Origin of the sequence: Streptomyces avermitilis MA-4680 = NBRC 14893, from assembly GCF_000009765.2 — a bacterium.
GTDB lineage: Bacteria > Actinomycetota > Actinomycetes > Streptomycetales > Streptomycetaceae > Streptomyces > Streptomyces avermitilis.
The window spans coordinates 3,330,658-3,352,571 of sequence record NC_003155.5; the positions used below are offsets into that span (position 1 = coordinate 3,330,658).

Annotated in this window: 16 protein-coding genes; 5 read left to right on the forward strand and 11 right to left on the reverse strand. The window is 71.6% G+C overall.

Going from position 1 to position 21,914, the window contains the following annotated elements; all coding sequences use genetic code 11:
• Positions 1 to 5 precede the first annotated feature (5 nt).
• The 4 genes from SAVERM_RS14155 to SAVERM_RS14170 form a co-directional block, all read right to left on the reverse strand.
• On the reverse strand, positions 6 to 1,676 hold the full coding sequence (locus tag SAVERM_RS14155) for an urease subunit alpha (RefSeq protein ID WP_010984147.1): 1,671 nt from the start codon (positions 1,674 to 1,676) through the stop codon (positions 6 to 8).
• Positions 1,673 to 2,356, reverse strand: a complete 684-nt coding sequence (ureA, locus tag SAVERM_RS14160) for an urease subunit gamma (RefSeq protein WP_010984148.1) — start codon at positions 2,354 to 2,356, stop codon at positions 1,673 to 1,675. Before ureA ends, SAVERM_RS14155 begins: the two co-directional genes overlap by 4 nt.
• A 237-nt stretch (positions 2,357 to 2,593) precedes the next feature.
• Positions 2,594 to 3,682, reverse strand: coding sequence for a branched-chain amino acid aminotransferase (locus SAVERM_RS14165; protein ID WP_010984149.1), 1,089 nt, complete (start codon positions 3,680 to 3,682; stop codon positions 2,594 to 2,596).
• Positions 3,683 to 3,948: 266 nt separating this feature from the next.
• Positions 3,949 to 4,992, reverse strand: coding sequence for a 3-isopropylmalate dehydrogenase (locus SAVERM_RS14170; RefSeq protein WP_010984150.1), 1,044 nt, complete (start codon positions 4,990 to 4,992; stop codon positions 3,949 to 3,951).
• 153 nt (positions 4,993 to 5,145) lie between these two features.
• On the opposite strand from SAVERM_RS14170, the gene SAVERM_RS14175 reads away from it, so the two are divergent.
• Positions 5,146 to 6,705, forward strand: a complete 1,560-nt coding sequence (locus tag SAVERM_RS14175; protein ID WP_037649752.1) for a purple acid phosphatase family protein — start codon at positions 5,146 to 5,148, stop codon at positions 6,703 to 6,705.
• Positions 6,706 to 6,810: 105 nt separating this feature from the next.
• Here SAVERM_RS14175 and SAVERM_RS45320 read toward each other — a convergent pair whose 3' ends face one another.
• Together SAVERM_RS45320 and SAVERM_RS14180 are read right to left on the reverse strand one after the other, a co-directional pair.
• Entirely contained in the window at positions 6,811 to 6,942 is a 132-nt protein-coding gene (locus SAVERM_RS45320) for a hypothetical protein (RefSeq protein WP_010984152.1), read from the reverse strand.
• Positions 6,943 to 7,360: 418 nt separating this feature from the next.
• Positions 7,361 to 7,900 carry a GNAT family N-acetyltransferase gene (locus SAVERM_RS14180; RefSeq protein WP_037649754.1) on the reverse strand — a complete coding sequence of 180 codons (540 nt, stop codon included), beginning with the start codon at positions 7,898 to 7,900 and terminating at the stop codon, positions 7,361 to 7,363.
• Positions 7,901 to 8,022: 122 nt separating this feature from the next.
• On the opposite strand from SAVERM_RS14180, the gene SAVERM_RS14185 reads away from it, so the two are divergent.
• On the forward strand, positions 8,023 to 8,892 hold the full coding sequence (locus tag SAVERM_RS14185; protein ID WP_010984154.1) for an alpha/beta fold hydrolase: 870 nt from the start codon (positions 8,023 to 8,025) through the stop codon (positions 8,890 to 8,892).
• 7 nt (positions 8,893 to 8,899) lie between these two features.
• On the opposite strand, the gene pruA is transcribed toward SAVERM_RS14185, so the two are convergent.
• Both pruA and SAVERM_RS14195 read right to left on the reverse strand, forming a co-directional pair.
• A complete protein-coding gene (gene pruA / locus SAVERM_RS14190) occupies positions 8,900 to 10,531 on the reverse strand; it encodes an L-glutamate gamma-semialdehyde dehydrogenase (protein ID WP_010984155.1) in 1,632 nt (543 codons plus the stop codon).
• A 145-nt stretch (positions 10,532 to 10,676) separates the two neighbouring features.
• Entirely contained in the window at positions 10,677 to 11,603 is a 927-nt protein-coding gene (locus SAVERM_RS14195; protein ID WP_010984156.1) for a proline dehydrogenase family protein, read from the reverse strand.
• A 165-nt stretch (positions 11,604 to 11,768) separates the two neighbouring features.
• Between SAVERM_RS14195 and SAVERM_RS14200 the strand changes: the two genes are divergently transcribed.
• Positions 11,769 to 12,968 carry a PucR family transcriptional regulator gene (locus SAVERM_RS14200; RefSeq protein ID WP_010984157.1) on the forward strand — a complete coding sequence of 400 codons (1,200 nt, stop codon included), beginning with the start codon at positions 11,769 to 11,771 and terminating at the stop codon, positions 12,966 to 12,968.
• A 56-nt stretch (positions 12,969 to 13,024) separates the two neighbouring features.
• Here SAVERM_RS14200 and SAVERM_RS14205 read toward each other — a convergent pair whose 3' ends face one another.
• The gene (locus tag SAVERM_RS14205) at positions 13,025 to 14,503 is read right to left on the reverse strand and encodes a hypothetical protein (protein WP_237528787.1); all 1,479 of its coding nucleotides are present in this window, start codon (positions 14,501 to 14,503) and stop codon (positions 13,025 to 13,027) included.
• Between the two features lie 130 nt (positions 14,504 to 14,633).
• Positions 14,634 to 15,224: a TetR/AcrR family transcriptional regulator gene (locus SAVERM_RS14210; protein ID WP_010984159.1), complete on the reverse strand. Its 591-nt coding sequence runs from the start codon at positions 15,222 to 15,224 to the stop codon at positions 14,634 to 14,636.
• A 97-nt stretch (positions 15,225 to 15,321) separates the two neighbouring features.
• On the opposite strand from SAVERM_RS14210, the gene SAVERM_RS14215 reads away from it, so the two are divergent.
• Both SAVERM_RS14215 and SAVERM_RS14220 read left to right on the forward strand, forming a co-directional pair.
• Positions 15,322 to 16,881, forward strand: a complete 1,560-nt coding sequence (locus tag SAVERM_RS14215; protein WP_037649759.1) for an MFS transporter — start codon at positions 15,322 to 15,324, stop codon at positions 16,879 to 16,881.
• Between the two features lie 241 nt (positions 16,882 to 17,122).
• Positions 17,123 to 20,137, forward strand: a complete 3,015-nt coding sequence (locus SAVERM_RS14220) for a helix-turn-helix transcriptional regulator (RefSeq protein WP_010984161.1) — start codon at positions 17,123 to 17,125, stop codon at positions 20,135 to 20,137.
• Positions 20,138 to 20,249: 112 nt separating this feature from the next.
• Here the strand turns inward: SAVERM_RS14220 and serA are convergent, their stop codons facing one another.
• On the reverse strand, positions 20,250 to 21,839 hold the full coding sequence (gene serA / locus SAVERM_RS14225) for a phosphoglycerate dehydrogenase (RefSeq protein WP_010984162.1): 1,590 nt from the start codon (positions 21,837 to 21,839) through the stop codon (positions 20,250 to 20,252).
• Between the last annotated feature and the right edge of the window lie 75 nt (positions 21,840 to 21,914).

The following is a 21,914-nucleotide window of genomic DNA, read 5'->3' on the forward strand; positions in this document are numbered from 1 at the left end:
GGTCCTTAGAGGAAGTACAGGCGGTTGAGGGAGACCGAGTCGGCGGGCTCGGAACGGATCGGGTCGCCGTCGAGGGTGACCAGGCCGGTGCGCTGGTCGACGTCGACCGCTCCGGTGCGGGAGTTGAGGCGCAGGTCGGCGGGGCCGATGCCGCGGGTGCCGCGCACGGCGACCCTCCGTCGGCGGGTCGGCATCCGGTCGTTGCCCTGGTCGAGCGCCGCCTGCGCCACGAAGGCCACCGAGATCTCGGCGGGCGTCGCCCCGTGCGCCCCGAACTGCGGCCCGAGGACGAGGGGTTCGCAGGTGTCGGTCGCGGCGTTCGGGTCGCCCACGACCCCGTACGCGGGGAAGCCCGACTTGAGTACGAGCTGCGGCTTGGCGCCGAAGAACTCCGGGCGCCACAGCACGATGTCGGCGAGCTTGCCGACCTCGATCGAGCCGACCTCGTGGGCGAGCCCGTGCGCGAGGGCGGGGTTGATGGTCAGCTTGGCCAGGTAACGCAGGACGCGCGCGTTGTCGTGGTCCTCGGGGGCGCCGAACTCGGCCTTCATCTTCCCGGCCATCGCGAAGGTCCGTCGCACGGTCTCGCCCGCCCGCCCCATGCCCTGCGCGTCCGACGAGGTGATGCCGATCGCGCCCAGGTCGTGCAGCACGTCCTCGGCGCCCATGGTCCCGGCCCGGATCCGGTCGCGGGCCATGGCGGCGTCGCCGGGCAGGTCGGGCTTGAGGTCGTGGACGGAGACGATCATCCCGTAGTGCTCGGCGACCGCGTCCCGGCCGAAGGGCAGGGTCGGGTTGGTGGACGAGCCGATGACGTTCGGGACGCCCGCCATCTTCAGCACGTTCGGTACGTGCCCGCCGCCGCAGCCCTCGATGTGGAAGGCGTGGATGGTGCGCCCGTCGAGGACCCGCAGGGTGTCCTCGACCGAGAGGCACTCGTTCAGTCCGTCGCTGTGCAGGGCGACCTGCACATCGTGCTCCTCGGCGACGCGCAGCGCGGTGTCGAGGGCACGGGTGTGGGCGCCCATGTCCTCGTGGACCTTGAAGCCGGACGCGCCGCCCTCGGCGAGTGCCTCGACCAGGGGCGCCGGGTCGGACGACGAACCCCGGCCCAGGAAGCCGATGTTGACCGGCCAGGCGTCGAAGGCGCTGAACGCGTGCCGCAGCGCCCAGGGCGAGTTGACGCCGACGCCCCACACGGGCCCGAACTCCTGGCCGATGACCGTGGTCACGCCGGAGGCGAGGGAGGCCTCCATGATGCGCGGCGACAGCAGGTGGACGTGGGTGTCGACGGCTCCGGCGGTGGCGATCAGCCCCTCTCCGGAGACGATGGACGTGCCGGTGCCGACCACGACGTCGACCCCGGCGAGGGTGTCGGGGTTCCCGGCCCGTCCGATCGAGCAGATCCGGCCTTCCCGGATCCCGATGGACACCTTCCGGATGCCCTGCGCCGCGTCGATCACGACGACATTGCTGATGACGACGTCACAGGTGTCGCGGACGGCCGCGGCCTTGAGGTGCAGTCCGTCGCGGGCGGTCTTGCCGAACCCGGCGAGGAACTCGTCCCCGTACTGCTGGGCGTCGGACTCGACGCGGATCGTCAGCCCCGAGTCGCCGAGGCGGACCCGGTCGCCGGCCCGGGGGCCGTGGGTGGCGGCGTATGCGTAGGGATTCATCGCTGCTCGACTCCGAGATATCCGCAGGCGGCGGCCCTGCGCAGGGCCTCTTCCTTCGCCCCAGGCGCGTCCAGCGGCCCGTCGACCAGACCGGCGAACCCGATCGCGATCCGGTCGCCGCCGACGGGCACGAGCCCGATCTCGACGCTCTCCCCCGGCCCGAACCGCACCGATGAGCCCGCGGGCACGGCCGCCCGCATGCCGTAGGCGGCCGCGCGGTCGAAGTCGAGCCGCGGGTTGGCCTCGAAGAAGTGGAAGTGGGAGGTGACGGAGACGGGCACGGTGGCCGTGTTGGTGACGAGCACCCGTACGACGGCCTCGGGCTCGGTGTGTTCCGGCCCCGGCAGCAGCGCGCCCGGAGCCTGGTCGCCCAGCCCTCCCCCGATCGGGTCGGTCACCACCGCGAGCCGCGAACCGTCGTCGAAGACAGCCTCGACATGCACCTCGGTGACGATGTCGGCGACGCCCGGCAGTACGTCGTCCGGGCCGAGCACGGCTCGCGCGGCGGCGATCGCCTCGGCGAGCCGGCGCCCGTCCCGGGCGGCCTCACAGACGGTGTCGGCGATGAGAGCGGTCGCCTCCGGCACATTGAGCCGAAGACCGCGCGCCCTGCGCGCCCGGGCCAGCTCCGCGGCCCCGAAGAGCAGCAGCCGGTCACGTTCCGTGGGGGTCAGCCGCACGTGAACGACACCTCCTTGCGTTTCCGCGATTTAGAGCACCACTCTAACCACGACACTCGCCGAACGGGAACATTGATCCATGAACTTGGGTCATGTCACATTGAACACTGCTCAAACATCGCGCCGGCCGACCTCGCCGATCACCCGCAAGCCCCCGGGTACACGACAGGGCCGCCGCGGACCCTTGAGTCCGCGGCGGCCCTGAACAGCCATGAGTGAGGGCGAGGCCCTGTCGGTCTAGCCCAGCGGGTGCATCCAGCCGTGCTTGTCCTCGCCGATGCCGCGCTGGATGTCGAGGAGGGCCTCGCGCAGCTTCAGGGTGACCTCGCCCGGCTCACCGCCCGAGTGCTGCCACTCGGCGCTGCTGCGCTTGACCGTGCCGACCGGCGTGATGACCGCGGCCGTACCGCAGGCGAAGACCTCGGTCAGCGTGCCGTTCTCGGTGTCGGCCTGCCACTGGTCGATGGAGACGCGGCCCTCCTCGGACTCGTAGCCCAGGTCACGGGCGACCGAGAGCAGGGAGTCGCGGGTGACGCCCGCGAGGAGGGAGCCGGTCAGGGCGGGCGTGATGATCTTGTTCCCGTACACGAAGTACAGGTTCATGCCGCCGAGCTCCTCCACCCACTTGTGCTCGACCGCGTCGAGGTACGCGACCTGGGCGCAGCCCTTCTCGGCGGCCTCGGCCTGCGCGAGCAGCGACGCGGCGTAGTTGCCGCCGGTCTTGGCGTCACCCATGCCGCCGGGGACGGCGCGCACGCGGTCCTCGGAGAGCCAGATCGAGACCGGCTTCACGCCGCCCGGGAAGTACGCGCCCGCCGGGGACGCGATGACGAGGAAGAGGTACTCGTTGGCGGGCTTCACGCCCAGGCCGACCTCGGTCGCGATCATGAACGGGCGCAGATAGAGGGATTCCTCGCCGCCGTGCGCCGGCACCCACGACGCGTCCTGCTGGACCAGCACGTCGCACGCCTCGATGAACGTCTCGACCGGCAGCTCCGGCATTCCGAGGCGGCGGGCCGAGGCCTGGAAGCGCTTGGCGTTCATGTCGGGGCGGAAGGAGGCCACCGAGCCGTCGGGCTGGCGGTACGCCTTCAGGCCCTCGAAGATCTCCTGCGCGTAGTGCAGGACCATGGTGGCCGGGTCGAGGGAGAGCGGGGCGTACGGAACGAGCTGGCCGTCGTGCCAGCCGCGTCCCTCCGTCCACTTGATCGTCACCATGTGGTCGGTGAAGTGGCGGCCGAATCCGGGGCTGGCCAGGATCGCCTCGCGCTCCGCGTCGGAGAGCGGACTGGCGGAGGGCTTGAGCTCGATCGTGGGCGTCGTCATGAGTGGTTGTCCTTCACCGGTTGTGTGTGGCGGGCCGCGCTCACGCCCGTACCGCCAGTGGCCAGTGCGTGGACGTCCGAGCATTCCCTCATTCCGCGGCTCCGCGTTCGATTATCGCTCGCGGTTCGCCGTGGCTGTGAACGGTGTGCGTGCGGCCCAGGGAAGTGCCCAGGGGTTGATGGTGGCACCCGGCGAGGGCATAGGAAAAGCCGCCGGGTGCGGATGCGACCCGGCGGCTGTCTCTCAAAGGGCAGTGGCGCGGCGGGTCAGCCTGCTACTCGTACGGTGAGCGCGTCACCGATCTCGTCGGTGCTGCGGGCGGGCTTGCCCACACGCTCCGCGAGGTCGGCGGAGACGGCCTCCTCGATACGCGCGGCCTCGGCCTCGTAGCCGAGGTGGCGCAGCAGGAGGGCGACGGACAGGATCGTGGCGGACGGGTCCGCCTTGCCCTGGCCGGCGATGTCGGGTGCCGAGCCGTGCACGGGCTCGAACATCGACGGGTACGCGCCGGACGGGTTGATGTTGCCGGAGGCGGCGACTCCGATGCCGCCGGAGATCGCCGCGGCGAGGTCGGTGATGATGTCACCGAAGAGGTTGTCGGTGACGATCACGTCGAAGCGCTCGGGCTGCGTGACGAGGTAGATGGTCGCCGCGTCCACGTGCATGTACTCGGTGGTGACGTCCGGGAACTCCTCGCCCACCTTGTTGAAGATGTCCGTCCACAGGTGACCGGCGTGCACGAGCACGTTGTTCTTGTGGACGAGCGCCAGCTTCTTGCGGGGGCGGGCCTGGGCGCGGGCATAGGCGTCGCGCACCACGCGCTCGATGCCGAAGGCGGTGTTCAGCGAGACCTCGGTGGCGACCGCGTGCGGGGTGCCGGTGCGGATGGTGCCGCCGTTGCCGGTGTACGGGCCTTCGGTGCCCTCGCGCACCACCACGAAGTCGATCTCGGGCTGGCCGGCGAGCGGGGTCTCGACGCCGGGGAGCAGCTTCGAGGGCCGCAGGTTGACGTGGTGGTCGAAGGCGAAGCGCAGCTTGAGCAGGAAGCCGCGCTCCAGGACGCCGGACGGGACCGACGGGTCGCCGATCGCGCCGAGCAGGATCGCGTCGTGCTGCTTCAGGGCGTCGAGGTCGGCGTCGGTGAGGGTCTCACCGGTGGCGTGGTAGCGCCGGGCGCCGAAGTCGAACTCCTTGGTCTCCAGCTTCACGTCCGAGGGAAGGGCGGCGGAGAGGACCTTGAGCCCCTGGGCCACGACCTCCTGGCCGATGCCGTCACCGGGAATCACTGCGAGATTGATGCTGCGAGCCATGACGGCACCGTACTCCTTGTCCCATGGGATGACACGGGGTGTCCGCGATACGGACACATCGGGGTGGCCGTACACGCCTCACGGGTCAATCCGTCGGCTGCCGTTCACCCGTACGTTTGGCGGTCGTTGGGCTTCGCTGGGAAGTTCACCGGCATGGACACCCCGAACGTCGGCATCCCCGAGCGGCTCGCGCGCCGTATGAGCATGGCGGAGCAGTACGAGTACCTGCGTACGAAGCTGTCCCGGCGTGGCGTGCTGCTGACCGCGGGCGGGGTGGCCGGCGGGCTGCTGACCGGCTGTGCCGGGTCGGGCACGGCAACCGGTACCCCGTCGTCCGCGCCCGCCACCGGGACGGTGCACGGCTCCGCCGTGGCCCCCTTCGGCCGCCATCTCGCCTTCGGCGCGGATCCGAAGACACAGATGCGGATCTCGTGGCAGGTGCCGCTCGCGGTCCAAAAGCCGTATGTACGGGTGGGGCTGAAGCCCACCGACCTGAGCCGGAGGATGGCGGCCGAGGTCCGGGATCTGCACACGCCGGGGCTGACCGGGCAGCGGTTCGCGGTGGACCAGTACTACCTGCACGCGGCCCTCGACGGCCTCAGGCCCGGTACGCGGTACTACTACGGGGTCGGGCACGACGGCTTCGACCCGGCGTCCCGGGAGCGGCTGTCCACGGTCGGCTCCTTCCGTACGGCGCCCGCGGCTCCGGAGACGTTCGTGTTCACCGCCTTCGGCGACCAGGGGGTGAGCTACGACGCGCTCGCCAACGACAAGGTGATCCTCGGCCGCCACCCGTCCTTCCACCTCCACGCGGGCGACATCTGCTACGCGGACACGACCGGGCACGGCGAGGAGTCGGACATCTACGACCCCCGGGTCTGGGACCAGTTCCTCGCGCAGACCGAGTCGGTGGCGAAGTCGGTGCCGTGGATGGTGACGACCGGCAACCACGACATGGAGGCGTGGTACTCGCCGAACGGGTACGGCGGCCAGTCGGCGCGCTGGACGCTCCCGGACAACGGCTTCGACCCGCAGAAGGCGCCGGGCGTCTACTCGTTCACCTACGGCAATGTCGGGATCGTGGCGCTGGACGCGAACGACGTGTCGTACGAGATTCCCGCCAACAAGGGCTTTACGGGCGGTCGGCAGACGGCCTGGCTCGACCGGCGGCTCGGCGAACTGCGCGCGTCGGCCTCGGTGGACTTCGTCGTGGTCTTCTTCCACCACTGCGCGTACTCGACCTCGACGCACGCCTCCGACGGCGGCGTGCGGGACGCGTGGCTGCCGCTGTTCGCCAAGCACCAGGTGGACCTGGTGATCAACGGGCACAACCATGTGTACGAGCGGACCGACGCCATCAAGGGCGGCCGCGTCGGCAGGGCGGTCCCGGTCGGCGCGTCGACCGACCCGACGCGGGACGGGATCGTGTACGTCACGGCGGGCGGCGCGGGCAAGAGCCTGTACAGCTTCCCCGACGGGGTCAAGGACAGCTACGAGGGGAACGTGGCCGACCGCGAGTCCGTGGACACCTTCCACTGGACCGAGGCGCGCCATCGCAAACACGACACCGTGGAGTGGTCTCGGGTGCGCTACACCGGCTTCTCGTTCCTCTCGGTGGAGGCGGAGACCGGCGCGGCGGCGAAGCTCAAGGTGTCGGCGCTGGCGCAGAGCGGCGAGCGGATCGACTACTTCGAGGTGCGGCGCGGGGCGTGAAGGTCCGAGGTGCGGTGCGGGGCGTGAGCCCATGGCTCACGGCCGCGCCGCACCCCGTGCGGGCGCGGCTCCCGGCTACCTGGTGATGCCCAGTGAGGGCGGGGTTCAGTGCCCGGTCTTCCCGCCGTTGTCCCGGCGGTCGAGGGCGCGCTGGAGGGCTGCGGCGGCGTTCTTGCGGTCGGATTCGCTCGCAGGGGAGATGTGACGGACTCGGCGGCGGACGGTCGTCTCGGCCATGGGAAATCGACTCCTTCGAAATTCCGGGAGCGGAAAGGGGTTACGAGACGCCGGATGGGGCGGGGAGCGGTGCCGCAGGGGTTGCCTGCCAGGGGCTCCGGCTCACGACCGCCATTCGCTTGATCGAGCGAGACGTTCGGCTCCTACAAAACTAAGCGAGAGGCGCGCATCTGTCTCTACAGTTAGTCGGACTTCCTACTATCTGAGACGGCGGATCGGGTCACACTCGCCTGACCTGCGGTGATTGTTCGGGCGGCATCACCCGCCGCGGGATGCAGCCGCAGGGCAGCGACTCCCTGGCCGGCGCCCGGTCCGGGACCGTCCCGGACCGCGACCGCCCGCGACGGCGACCAGCCCGCCCCCGCCGACGCCGAGGCCTCTCCCCAGACCGGGCGCGTTCCCGTGCCGGGCGTCTTCGTCAGAGCACGTCACCGTCGCGCCAGTCGAAGACCAGGTCGTACGCCGGGTCGAGGGGGCCGGCCCCCGCGGCGCGCACGAAGGTGCTGCCTTCCTCCCCCGGCAGGCGCACGATGCCGTCGGGGCCGAGCGCGCCGATCCGGCCCGGCCAGACCTGCCAGCCCCGGGCCGCGTACAGGGCGGCCCCCTTCTCGCTCGCCGAGAGCGCCCCGAGGTCGTACGCCCCCTCCACGATCCGCTCCAGCTCGGCCATCACCCGCCCGCCCAGACCGCTCCGGCGTGCCTCGGCACGGACCCCGACCGCCTCCACGTAGCCGACGCGCAGCGAGCGGCCGCGGTGCAGCACGCGGCGCTGAATGACGGAGCCGTGGGCCGCGAGCCCCCGCGCGTCGTACACGAGGACGTGGAGACCACCGAGCCCGTGGTCCCAGTCCTCGTCGTCAAAGCCCCCCTCGAAGGCGCCGTCCAACAAGGAGCGGACGGAACGGAGTTCGGCGGCGGTGAGATCCACGGTATGGGCGGTACGGAGTCGGATGGCCATCGGCCCAGTATCGCGGACACCCACCACCACCTAACCCCTCATTAACTCTTGACTGGTTAGATATGGGCGTGGTGGACTGAACGCCACCACCAAAAAGGGTTTCAGAGGTTAGGGGCGCGTACATGACCACGCACCGGATCCACCACCGCACCGCCACCGTCCGCGGCCACGAGATCCACTACCGGGAGGCGGGGCCGGCCGGCGCCCCGGTACTGCTCCTGCTGCACGGCTTCCCGACCAGTTCGCACATGTTCCGCGACCTGATGCCGCTCCTCGCCGACCGCTACCACCTGGTGGCTCCCGACCACCTGGGCTTCGGCCGCTCGTCGGCGCCGGCCGCCACGGAGTTCCCGTACACGTTCGCCGGACTGGCCGAGATCACGGACGAGTTCACCGAACAGCTCGGCCTGAAGGAGTACGCGCTCTACATCCAGGACTACGGCGCCCCGATCGGCCTGCGGCTCGCGCTCGCGCACCCCGAGCGGGTGACGGCGATCATCACCCAGAACGGCAACGCGTACGAGGACGGGCTGGGCGCCGAGGCCTGGGCACCCGTCCTCGCCCTGATCGCGGAGCGCACACCCGCGACCGAGGAGCCCGTCCGCGCGCTCAGTGGCCCCGAGGGCATCAAGTGGCAGTACCTGCACGGCGTCCCGGACCCCACGCTGGTCAGCCCGGACGCGTACGAACACGACGCGGCGCTGATGGCCCGCCCCGGTCAGTCCGAGATCCAGCTCGACCTGATCTCCGACTACGGCTCCAACTTCGCCCTCTATCCGGCGTTCCAGGAGTACTTCCGCACCAGCCAGGTCCCGCTCCTCGCGGTGTGGGGCGGCCACGACGAGATCTTCGTCCCGGCGGGCGCCCTCGCCTTCCAGCGCGACCTCCCGACGGCCGAGATCCACCTCCTGCCCACCGGCCACTTCGCCCTGGAGACACACGCGGGCCAGGTCGCCGCCCTGATGGACGACTTCCTGGCCCGGCGGGTGTGACTGGACGTCAGCCCATGTGCGGGTACGTGTAGTCGGTCGGCGGGACCAGCGTCTCCTTGATGGCGCGGGTCAGCGTCCAGCGCATCAGGTTCTGCGGGGCGCCCGCCTTGTCGTTCGTGCCCGAGGCACGGCCGCCGCCGAAGGGCTGCTGGCCGACGACGGCGCCGGTCGACTTGTCGTTGATGTAGAAGTTGCCCGCGGCGTAGCGGAGCTTGTCCATCGTGTACGCGGCCGCCGCACGGTCGTTGGAGACGACCGCACCCGTCAGCGCGTAGTCCGAGGCCGACTCCATCTGGGTCAGCATCTCGTCGTACGCGTCGTCCTCGTAGACGTGCACGGCGAGGAACGGGCCGAAGTACTCGGTCTTGAAGACCTCGTTCTCCGGGTCCGAGCACTCGACGACCGTCGGGCGCACGAAGTAGCCGACCGAGTCGTCGTACTCGCCGCCCGCCACGATCGTGCAGGTCGGGTCCGACTTGGCGCGGTCGATGGCCGCCTTGTTCTTGGCGAACGAGCGCTCGTCGATGACCGCGCCGACGAAGTTCGACAGGTCGGTGACGTCACCCATGGTCAGGTAGTCGACCTCGGCCGCGAACTCCTCCTTGAAGCCGGAGTTCCAGATGGAGGCCGGAAGGTAGGCGCGGGAGGTCGCGGAGCACTTCTGGCCCTGGTACTCGAAGGCACCGCGGGTCAGGGCGGTCTTCAGGACCGCGCGGTCGGCGCTCGGGTGCGCGACCAGGAAGTCCTTGCCGCCGGTCTCGCCGACCAGGCGCGGGTACGAGCGGTACTTCTCGATGTTGTTGCCGACCGTCTTCCACAGGTACTGGAAGGTCTTGGTCGAACCCGTGAAGTGGATGCCCGCGAGATCGCGGTGCTCCAGGGCGACCTTGGAGACCTCGATGCCGTCACCGGTGACGAGGTTGATGACGCCCTTGGGCAGGCCCGCCTCCTCCAGGAGCCGCATCAGCAGCACGGCGGCGTGGGTCTGCGTCGGGGACGGCTTCCACACGACCACGTTGCCCATGAGCGCCGGAGCCGTCGGCAGGTTGCCCGCGATCGCCGAGAAGTTGAACGGGGTGATCGCGTAGACGAAGCCCTCGAGCGGGCGGTGGTCGAGGCGGTTCCAGACGCCCGGCGAGTTGGCCGGGGGCTGCTCGGCGAGCAGGTCGCGGGCGTACTTGACGTTGAAGCGCCAGAAGTCGACCAGTTCGCACGGACAGTCGATCTCGGCCTGCTGGGCGGTCTTCGACTGGCCGAGCATGGTGGAGGCGGCGAGGGTCTCGCGCCACGGGCCGGACAGCAGCTCGGCGGCGCGCAGGATGATCGCGGCGCGGTCGTCGAAGGACATCGCGCGCCAGGCCGGGGCGGCGGCCAGCGCGGCGTCGATCGCGTCCTGCGCGTCCTGCTGCGTGGCGTGCGCGCCGGTGCCGATGACGGCCTTGTGGTTGTGCGGCTGCACCACCTCGAAGCGCTCACCGCCGCCGAGCCGCTTCTCGCCGCCGATGGTCATCGGCAGCTCGATCGGGTTCTCGGCCAGCTCCTTGAGCTTGGCCTCCAGACGGGCGCGCTCGGGCGAGCCGGGGGCATAGCCGTGCACCGGCTCATTGACGGGGGTGGGGACCTGGGTCACAGCATCCATGGGTTCCGTAACTCCTAACTGAGCGGGTGGGTCAGCCCTTGGTGAGAATCGAGCGGGCACTGTGCTGTTCCGGGGGACGCAGCACCTGACAGTGGCTGCGCCACGGGCCGGACTCCCGGCAGCGCGTCCGGGTGATCGTCATCTCTCAACCTCGGGTCAGCATGCTGCGGGCGAAAAAGCGCAGGTTGGCCGGCTTCTCCGCGAGGCGGCGCATGAAGTAGCCGTACCAGTCGGTGCCGTACGCCGTGTACACCCGCATCCGGTGGCCCTCGGCTGCCAGGCGCAGGTGCTCCTCGCCGCGGATGCCGTACAGCATCTGGAACTCGTACTCGTCGAGCTTGCGTCCGGCGCGGCGGGCCAGCTCCTGGGCGATGGAGATGAGGCGCGGGTCGTGGGACCCGATCATCGGGTACCCCTCACCCTCCATGAGGATCCTCAGGACACGGACGTACGCCTTGTCGATCTCGGACTTCTGCTGGTACGCGACCTCGGCGGGCTCCTTGTACGCCCCCTTCACGATACGCACCCGGCTGCCGTTCGCGGCGAGGCGGCGGGCGTCGGCCTCGGTACGGAAGAGGTACGCCTGGATGACGCAGCCGGTCCCCGGGAAGTCCTTGCGGAGCTCCTCGTGGATGGCGAACATCGAGTCGAGGGTGGTGTGGTCCTCCGCGTCCAGCGTGACGGTCGTGCCGATGGCGGCGGCGGCCTCGACGACCGGGCGGACATTGGCGAGGGCCAGCTCGTGACCGCCGTCCAGCGCCTGCCCGAACATCGACAGCTTGACGGACATCTCGGCCTGGGTGCCGAGGTCCAGCTCCTTGAGGCGGCCGATCAGTTCGAGGTACGCGTCCCGGGCGGCGTACGCCTGCTCGCGGGTGGTGATGTCCTCGCCGACGACGTCGAGGGTGACCTCGAGCCCCTTGGCGGCGGAGTCCTGGACGACCGGCACCACTTGGTCGACGCTCTCGCCGGCGATGAAGCGGGCGACCACCTGCTTGGTGCCGGGGGCCGCCGACACGAAGCGGCGCATGCGGTCGCTGCGCGACGCGGCGAGAATCACGGGACCCAGCACGGGGCACCTCCAGAACAAGCGTGACCAAGAGGCCGTCACCCGACCATTCGGGTACGGCCCGGAGAACCACCGTGAAACCTAAGGATCTCTCCGATGGTCTGCCATCGACAGCTGTCACGCATCCGTGCCCTGGATCTCAGACATTTGTATGAGGGCGCTCGGGAAATGCGGGAGAATGCCCGAGTGAAGGCCGATTACAAGGGTGACTACCAGGAGCTGGTCGACGAGATCTCGGCGCTCCTGGGCGCCCCCGCGACGCTGGAGAACCGGGACTTCGAACTGATCGCCTTCGCCGCCTACGACAGTGACGGCGACGGCGGCTTCGACGAGGCGACCCTGGACCCGGTCCGCACCCGTTCGATCCTCACGCGCCGCTCGACCCCGGCGGTGCGGAAGTGGTTCGAGGGCTTCGGTATCGCGCAGGCGGCCGGCCCGGTCCGGATCCCGCCGACCCCGGAGGCGGGGGTCCACCGGGGCCGCGTCTGTCTGCCGGTACGCCATCGGGGGGTGGTGCTGGGCTATGTGTGGCTGCTGGACACCGATCCGGGGCCGTCCACGGAGCAGCTGGCCGCCGCCATGGAGGTCGCCGCCCGTATCGGCGCGCTCCTCGGCGACGAGGCGCAGGCGGGCGCGGACCTGACCCGTGAACTGCGGGCGGTGCTCACCGCGGAGCGCGGCTGGCAGCGGGACATGGCGGTCGCGGAGCTGCGTACGGCCCTCGGTCCGCGCGGCGACAGCCTGCACACGGTGGTCTGCGTGGCCCCCTGGCCCTCCGCCGACCCGGACGACGCGCCTTCGGTGCGTACGGTGCCGGGGGCGACCGCGCTGTGCACGGTGCCGTGGGGGACGACCGCGCAGAGTCTGGCGCTGCTGGTGCGGCTGCGCTCGGCGGACGTCCTGACGCCGGCGCTGACCGCGGCCGCCCGGCTGCTGGAGCGCGCCCGGGGCGGCACAGCGGCGGCGGCCGGGGTCGCGGTCGCCCGCAGCGGGCTCGTCGAACTGGGCACCGCCTGGCAGGAGGCGTCGGCCGCCGCGCGTGCGGTGCTGGCGGAGCCGCGGCTCGGGCCGGTCGCCGAGTGGGCGTCCATCGGCCCGTTCCGGCTGCTGACCGCGCTCCCTCCCAAGGCGGCGCACGACCCCGCCGTACGCACCCTGCTCTCCCCCGCCCACCGCGAACTGGCCCGCACGGCCGAGGTGTACCTGGACTGTGCGGGCCAGGCGGGCCGCACGGCGGCGGAGTTGGGCATCCACCGGCAGACGCTCTACTACCGCCTGTCACGCGTCGAACAGCTCACGGGCCTGGACCTGGACGACGGCGAGGACCGGCTGCTGCTGCACATGGCGTTGAAGGGGGCGCGGCTTTGAGGGCGGGGCGCTAGCGCTCCGCTGTAAGTGCCCGTCGCGGCGCCCGGTCGTCCCCCTCACCCGTTCTCGGGCTCGCCCTCTGCCTCGTCCTCGTCCTCGTACAGACCCTCCAGCCCGCTGACGCACTCCTCGGCGACCGTGACGGCGAACCGCGGGCAGGTCCAGGCCTCCGGGCTGGGGCACTCCTCGGGTGGCGGGAACTCCTCGGGCGCGTAGAAGTGGAGCATGGCGTCGCGGAACTCCTCGTACCGCAGCGGCGGGTGCTCGTCGTCGTGCGCGCAGCGCTCGAGGCGGGGTGCGGCGGCGACGGTACGCAGGGTCGCGAGGACGCCGCGGACCACCGACAGGGGCGGGCTCGGATACGAGATCTCCGTCGCCTGGTGGGCGGCGAGCAGCAGCACCGCACGTTCCCGCCCGTCGGCCCGCTCGTGGCGGCGGGCGGCCCACAGGGCCAGATCGTCGGCGTACTCCTCGTTCCAGCTGTGGTGGGCGAGCCGCTCCACGATCCTCGCGATCTCCAGCCGTCCGTCGGCCCGCAGGTACTCGGCGTCCAGGTGGGAGGTGTCGCGGTTCCCGAAGAGCACCTCGCGCCGCTCGCGCAGCATCGTCAGTGTCCTGTCCGCGACCTCCGCCATGAAGACCGGGCACAGTACGTGCTCCAGCGGAGCGCCCCGCCCCGACTCGGTACGGTCGCGTTCGTACCTGCCGCGCCCACCGGCGCTGCTCAGGCGGACGCCGAGTTCCGCGGCGTCCGGGCCGCTGTCGGGCAGGGTCGCATGCCACTCGTGGGCGCAGGACGCGGCGGCGAAGTGCGGCAACGCCTTCTCGACCGCTTCGGCCAGGTCGTCGAGGACGGATTTCGTACGCACCATTCCGGAGACGGCGTACCAGGTCACCGCCCTGACGACCAGCAGATGTCCGGCGCGGTCCGCCGGTTCCGCGCACGAGAGGTTCGACGCCTGCGAGGAGATCTCGTCGTCGATGTCGGTCCCCGGGTGGGGGTAGCCGTGCAGCAGCGCCGACAGCGTGTCGATGGTGTCCTGGGCCTCGGCCGGCAGACGGGGCGGCACATCTGTGACCGATCCCGGGTCGACGACGTCCAGGGCGATCCGCGCGAATCCGGCGACGTTCGGCGGGCAGAGCCATTCGTCCCGGGGCCGTTGCCCCTCCCGGTCGGCGCGCTCGTCGGCGAGCGGGGCCAGTTGCTCGGTCAGATACGGGTCGTCCTCGGCGTCATGGACCTGGTACGGGTGGGACGCGTGGTCGCACGGCCGGTCGCGCAGCGCCTCGTCGGCGGCCTCCAGCGCGGCGACGGCGGCCGTGGTGACGCCCTCGCCCGGAAGCCAGTTGACGTAGGGGGCCATCACCAGCAGCCCCAGCGTCCACACGTACGCCGCCCCACCGCCGGGGTCGGCGGCGAGGCGGGCCGCGCAGTCGAGGACCGTCCGGTCGTACTGGTCGTTGTAGTAGTCGCGGTGGTTCTCGCGGACTTCGTCCCAGGACCGGGAGAGCTCATCGAGCGACGTGCCGTTCATGTCCATCACGATCTTCACGACGCGCCGCCGGGCACGGGAGTTCCGCCGCGGGTCCGGCGATCCGGTCGTCGTCGGACAGCGGCGAAGCCGGCTGCTCGGTCGTCGGCCGGACAGCGGCGAAGCCGGCTGCTCAGCCCGTCGGCTTGGCGGCCGCCTCGATCACGCGTCGCAGGCCCGCGGTGAGTCCCTCGGCCGTGGACGCGCTGTCGGGATCGAAGAGCCACTGGAGGCACAGTCCGTTGAGCAGCGTCTGGTAGAAGCCGCCGAGCGTCCGCAACGCCTCGTCGTCGACGTCCTCCTCGCGACCGCCCATGAACATGGGGATGAGGCCCCGGCGCCCCTCGTCCTGGGCCTTGACCAGGTGCTCGCGGACCGTGGGAAGCCGGTCGGCGTTGGTGACCACCTCGAAGGTGAGCAGCCAGATCGGGCGGGCCTCGGTGAAGGACCTGATGACGCCCCTCCAGGCTTCCTCGAAGCGTTCGAGGGAACCGGGCTCCCCCGTCGCGGCGCCTTCGTCGAACGCCCCGAACGTGTCGCCGACGTTCGAGATCAGATCGACGTACGCCTCCGCGAGCAACGCGTCCTTGGACCCGTAGTGGTAGCCGATCGAGGCCAGGTTGGTCCCCGACTCCTTCACGATGTCGCGCGCGGTCGTGCGCACGAACCCCTTCTCCACCAGGCAGCGCTTGGCGCCCTCGAGCAGATCCTCACGGTGTCCCATGCCCGCCACCCTACAACCGGGACAGACAAGCGTCCTAGACACATGACTTATACAATTGTTCTAGACAAGCGTTTAAGACGCCCGTATGGTTCCTGGCATGACGAACCCGACGAGCACGACCCCCGCACCCGGCGCACCTGGCACCCGGGCCGGCCGCCGTGAATGGACCGCCCTCTGCGTCCTGATGCTCCCTCTGCTCCTGGTCTCGATGGACGTCTCGGTCCTCTACTTCGCGATCCCCTCGATCACGGCGGACCTGGAGCCGAGCAGCACCCAACAGCTGTGGATCTTCGACATCTACGCGTTCGTGCTCGCCGGCCTGCTGATGACGATGGGCTCGCTGGGCGACCGCATCGGCCGCCGCAAGCTCCTCCTGATCGGCGCCGCGGCCTTCGGCACGGCCTCGCTGGTGGCCGCGTACGCGAACAGCGCCGAGACCCTGATCGCGGCCCGCGCGGTCCTCGGCATCGGCGGCGCGACCCTGATGCCGTCGACGATGGCGATCGTGCGCACGATGTTCACCGACCCCGGGCAGCGGGCGAAGGCCGTCGGCCTGTGGTCGGGTGTCATGACGGCCGGCATCGCGCTCGGCTCGGTGATGAGCGGTGTCCTCGTCGAGTACTTCTGGTGGGGCTCGGTCTTCCTGGTCAACCTGCCGGCGATGGCGCTGCTCCTGGTCCTCGGCCCGATCCTGCTGCCGGAGTCGAAGAACCCGGACCCGGGCCGCTTCGACCTCCTGAGCGTGCCGCTGTCGATGGCGGCCGTACTCCCGGTGATCTACGGGCTCAAGGAGATCCCTTCCGAGGGCTGGCACGCCTCGTACGTGGTGTGCGTGACGGTGGGTCTGCTCTTCGCCGCCCTCTTCGTCCACCGCCAGCGCACGGCCGCGTCGCCCCTGATCTCACCGGCCCTCTTCCGGGCCCACGGCTTCACCCCCGCCATGGTCCTCAACCTCATCTCCTGCTTCGCCATGCTGGGTTCGGCCTTCTTCACCACGCAGTACCTCCAGTCCGTCCTCGGCAACAGCCCGCTCGAGGCGGCCCTGTGGTCACTGCTCCCGTCGGTGCTGATCGGCTTCGCGGCACCCGTGACCACCCAGCTCGTACAGAAGGGCGTGAACCGCGCGTACGTCGTCAGCGCCGGGTTCGTCGTCGCCGCGGGCGGCTACGGGATGCTGGCGCTCGCCGGTACGGACTCGATGTGGCTGGTGCTGGCCGGGGCGGGTGTCCTCGCCTCCGGGATCGTCACCGTGATGTCCCAGATGATGGACCTGGCGATGGGCGCGGCACCGTTGGAGCAGGCGGGCGCGGCCTCTTCGCTGATGGAGACGAGCGCGGAGTTCGGCGGCGCGCTGGGCATGGCGGTCCTGGGTTCCATCGGCACGGCGGTCTACCACCACGAGATCCCGGCCTCGGCCCCGGCTCCCGCCCACGAGACGCTGGGCGCGGCGCTGGCGGTGGCACAGGAGCTGCCGGGCGGCGCGGGCACCGCACTGATCGCGGTCGCGCGGGACGCGTTCACCAGCGGTATGCAGGCGGCGGCGCTCGCCGGGGCGGTACTCCTGCTGGGCGCGGCGTTCCTGGCGACGGCGACGCTGCGGAAGGTGGCCGTGCGCGAGAGCGAGTCCGCGACGCCGGAACAGGTGCCCGCCGCCTGACGGCACCACCGGTGGGCCCGAGCCGGTTCCGGAGGAGCGGCTCGGGCGCACCGGCATGCTCGGGCCCACTCGACGTACTCGGGCCCACTCGACGTACTCGGACCCACCGACGTACTCGGACCCACCGACGTACTCGGGCCCCCCGGCGTAAGGAGCCCGGCCCCGGCCCCGGCGCACCGCCGCCCGTCCGCCCCCAACGCGGCCCGCCCACCCCCACGACCCCGCGTGCCAGGATGGACCCGTGCCGCAGCTCCCGCCTTCCGTCGAGACCCCGTTCATCGGCCGTGCAGCCGAACTCGCCCGCCTCACCGGCGTACTCGACCGCGCCCGCGGCGGCGACCCCCGCGCCGTACTCGTCGCAGGCGACGCCGGCGTGGGCAAGACGCGCACCCTCGCCGAAGCCGCCGCACACGCCACCCGCACCGGCATGACGGTCCTCACCGGCCACTGCGTCGACCTCGGCGACGTGGGTCTGCCCTACCTCCCGTTCACGGAAATCCTCGGCACCCTCGCCACCGACGACCGCCTCGCCCCCGCCCTGGCAGCCCACCCCGCCGTCGACCGCCTCCTCGGCGGCGGAGCCGACGGCAGCCGGCTCCAGCTCTTCGAGAGCGTCGCCGCCCTCCTCGCCGACCTCTCCGAACACGGCCCCCTCCTCCTCGTCCTGGAGGACCTCCACTGGGCCGACCAGTCCTCCCGCGACCTCCTCCGTTTCCTGCTCAGCCGGGGCGTGCTCCAACTCCCCACGGCCGGCGCCCCCGCCCACCGCCTCGCGGTCTTCGCCTCGTACCGGGCGGACGACCTCCACCGCCGCCACCCGCTGCGCCCCCTGCTCGCCGAGCTCGTACGGCTGCCCGCCGTCGACCGCCTGGAGCTGCGCCCGATGGCCGACGCCGAGGTCACCCGCCTCGTCCGTGCCCTGCGCGCCGGCCCGCTCCCCGACACCACGGTCCGCCGGATCGTCGAACGCGCCGAGGGCAACGCCTTCTACGCGGAGGAACTGCTGGCCGCCACCACCGACACGGCCACCGGGACGGGCGAGCCCCCGCACGAGTCCATGGACGGCCCCACCCCGGCGCTGCCCAGCGGCCTCGCCGACGTTCTCCTCATCCGGCTGGAACAACTGTCGGACACGGCCCAGCAGGTGCTGCGCACGGCCGCGGTCGCCGGCCGCCGCGTCGAGCACGACCTGCTGCGCGAGGCCGTCCAACTCCCGGACGACGAACTGGAGTCGGCACTGCGCGAGGCGGTCGGCCGCCAACTCCTCGTCCCGGACGACCGCGACACCTACTCGTTCCGCCACGCCCTCACCCGCGAGGCGGTCTACGCGGACCTGCTGCCGGGCGAACGCGTGCGACTGCACCGCACGTTCGCGGGGCTCCTCACCGCCGCGGGCCGACACGACGGCCCACCCGGCTCTCACCCCGCCAAGACCGCCGCCGAACGCGCCCACCACTCCCGCGAGAGCCACAACCTCCCCGACGCGCTCAGCGCCTCCCTCGAAGCCGCCGACCACGCCCAGCGGCTCGGCGCGCCCGCCGAGGAGCTGAGCCACCTCGAGGCGGCGCTGGAGCTGTGGCCGGCCGTGGCCCCCGCGGACCGCCCCACCACGCCCGGCCTGGACACGGTGACGCTCACGCTGCGCGCGTCCGCGGCGGCCGCGCACGCCGGCGAGAGCCACCGCGCCGTCTCCCTGACCCGCGCCGCCCTCGCCCGCGCCGGCACGGACACGGACTCGGAACTCGCCGCCCGCGTCCGCTACACCCTCGCCGGCAACCTGATGCGCGTCGACAGCCTCAAGGCCGCGTTCACCTACAGCAGCGAGGCGCTCGCCATGATCCCCGCCGAGCCCCCGTCCCGTACCTGGGTGTGGGCGGCGGCCACCCACGCCATGGCCGCGCGCTACGTGGGCGAGGACGAGGACGCCGGGCGGGTGGCCCGGCAGGCCCTGGCCGTCGCCGAGCGGCTCGAACTGGCCGACGCCCAGGCCGACTTGATCGTCTCCCTGGTCGGCCTGGACGGACACGACCGGCGTACCCCCGAGGGCCGGGACCGGCTGCGGCAGGCCCGCGAACTGGCCCGCCGCGCGGGCAACGTGTCGGTCGAGATGCGCGCCCTGTTCAACCTGGCCATCGGCGCCTACGAGACCGGCGCGCTGGACGACTGCCTGACCTGGCTGTCCGACGGACTGGACCGGGCGAGCCGCACCGGGCTGCTGTCCTCGCCGTACGCCCTGGAGCTGCGCTACCTCCAGTCCCTGATCCTCTACACCCTGGGCCGCTGGGACGAGTGCGCCCGGGCGGCCGCCGCCGACGCCGAACGGCTGCCCGCGGCAGCCGGATTCGCCATCGGCCCCGCGCTGTATGTGGCGCTGGCCCGCGGCGAGCGGTCCGCCGCCGACCGCGCCCAGGCGCTCCTCGACGGGCCGTCCGAGTGGATGGCCACGCTCGTGGCCGGCATCGTGCTGACCGACGCCGCGGCCCTGCGGGGCGATCCGGAGGCGGCCGTCGAGCGCGTCCACGGCACGCTGGCCGCGCTGGCCGACGGCGCGGTCAACGAGCGCCCGGACGTCGGCGTACGGCTTGCCGCGCTCGCCCTGGCCGCGGTCGCCGACGCGGCCGAGGAGGCGCGCCTGACCGGCGACGCGGCGACCGTCCGCCGCTGGACGGACACCGCGGCCGAGCTGCTGGAGCTGGCCCGCACCACGGCCGACCGGGGCGAGGACGGAACCGAGCAGGGCCCCGAGGGCGTGGCCTGGCTGGCCCGCGCCGAGGCGGAGTGGACGCGCACGGTGTCCGGTCCGGACGTGGTGGTGTGGGAGAAGGCGGTGACCGCGTTCGCGTACGGCGATCCGTACGAGCGGGCGCGTTGCCGGCGCCGGCTGGCTCAGGCGCTGCTCGCGGCGGGCCGTCGCGAGGAGGCCGCCGAGCAGGCCCGGGCGGTCCGCGAGACCGCCACCCTCCTCGGCGCCGCGCCCCTGCTCGACGCCGTGGAGACGCTCGTCCGCCGCGGCCGCCTCGCCGAGACCTCACCCGCGGCGGACGGCACCGCGGTACTGACGGCCCGGGAGAACGACGTACTCCGACTGCTGGCCCGCGGCCGCACCAACCGGCAGATCGGTGAGGAGCTGTTCATCACGGGCAAGACGGCGAGCGTCCACGTCTCCAACATCCTGGCGAAGCTGAGCGCGGCGAGCCGCACGGAAGCCGTCGTGATCGCGTACCGGGAGGGGCTGCTCGAACCGGAGCCGACCTGACGGCTCACCCGAGCGCTCCACGGCCCGCGCAACACAGTGGGGGCCCGGCCACCACAGGTGACCGGGCCCCCACTTCCGTACGACGAACCGTCAGATCCCGTACGACGAACCGTCAGACGAGGTTGACCGACCGCGCCGAGGTCGCGCCGATCTCCTCCGCCAGCTCCGTCAGCACGTTCTGCGACACGGTGTCGTCGACCGTGAGCACCGCGAGGGCCTCGCCGCCGGCGACCGCGCGGGACACCTGCATGCCCGCGATGTTGATGCCGGCCCCGCCGAGGATGCGGCCGAGCGTGCCGACCACACCCGGGCGGTCCGTGTACTTGAGGACGACCATGTGGTCGGCGAGCGCCAGATCCACGTCGTACTCGCCGACGGCCACGATCTTCTGGTGGTGCTTCGGACCGGCCAGCGTGCCGGAGACCGACACCTCCTCGCCGTTGCCGAGCGTGCCGCGCACGGTGATGACGTTGCGGTGGTCCGAGGACTCCGAGCTGGTCGTCAGGCGGACCTCGACGCCGCGCTCCTGCGCGAACAGCGGGGCGTTGACGTACGACACGGTCTCGTCGACGACATCCTCGAACACGCCCTTGAGCGCGGAGAGTTCGAGCACCTTCACGTCGTGCTGGGTGATCTCGCCGTACACCTCGACGTCGAGGCGGACCGCGACCTCGCCCGAGAGGGCGGTGAAGATGCGGCCGAGCTTCTCGGCGAGCGGCAGGCCCGGCTTGACGTCCTCGGCGATGACGCCGCCCTGGACGTTCACCGCGTCCGGGACCAGCTCACCGGCGAGGGCGAGACGGACGGACCGGGCGACGGAGATACCGGCCTTCTCCTGCGCCTCGTCCGTGGAAGCACCGAGGTGCGGGGTGCAGACGACCTCGTCGAGCTCGAAGAGCGGGGAGTCCGTGCAGGGCTCCTTCGCGTACACGTCGAGGCCGGCACCGGCGACGCGGCCCTCCTTGAGCGCCGAGAACAGCGCCTCCTCGTCGACGATCCCGCCGCGCGCGGCGTTGACGACGCGCACCGTCGGCTTGACCTTGCGCAGCGCCTCGTCGCCGATGAGACCGAGGGTCTCGGGGGTCTTCGGCAGGTGCACGGTGATGAAGTCGGAGACCTCGAGCAGCTCGTCGAGGGAGAGGACCTTCACGCCCATCTGCGCGGCCCGGGCAGGCTGCACGTAGGGGTCGTAGGCGACGACCTTCATGCCGAAGGCCGACATGCGCTGGGCGACGAGCGCGCCGATGCGGCCGAGGCCGACCACGCCGAGGGTCTTCTCGGCCAGCTCGACGCCCGTGTACTTGGAGCGCTTCCACTCGCCGTTCTTCAGCGCGGAGTTGGCCTGCGGAATGTTGCGCGCGGTGGCCAGGAGCAGACCGCAGGCCAGCTCGGCGGCGGTCACGATGTTCGAGGTGGGGGCGTTGACGACCATCACGCCGGCCTTGGTGGCGGCGGAGACGTCCACGTTGTCCAGGCCGACGCCGGCTCGTGCGACGACCTTCAGCTTCTTGGCGGCGGCGACCGCCTCGGCGTCGACCTTGGTGGCCGAGCGGATCAGGATGGCGTCCACGTCGGCGATCGCCGGCAGCAGCTCGGCGCGGTCCGCGCCGTTGCAGTGCCGGATCTCGAAGTCCGGGCCAAGGGCGTCGACGGTCGCGGGCGACAGCTCTTCAGCGATGAGTACGACAGGTTTCGAGCTCACGTGAGTCCTCACAAGTCCAATGCGGACGGCCGTCCCGACGGCCGCAGGCGGTGGAGGGGTGCTTGCCGCGTGGAA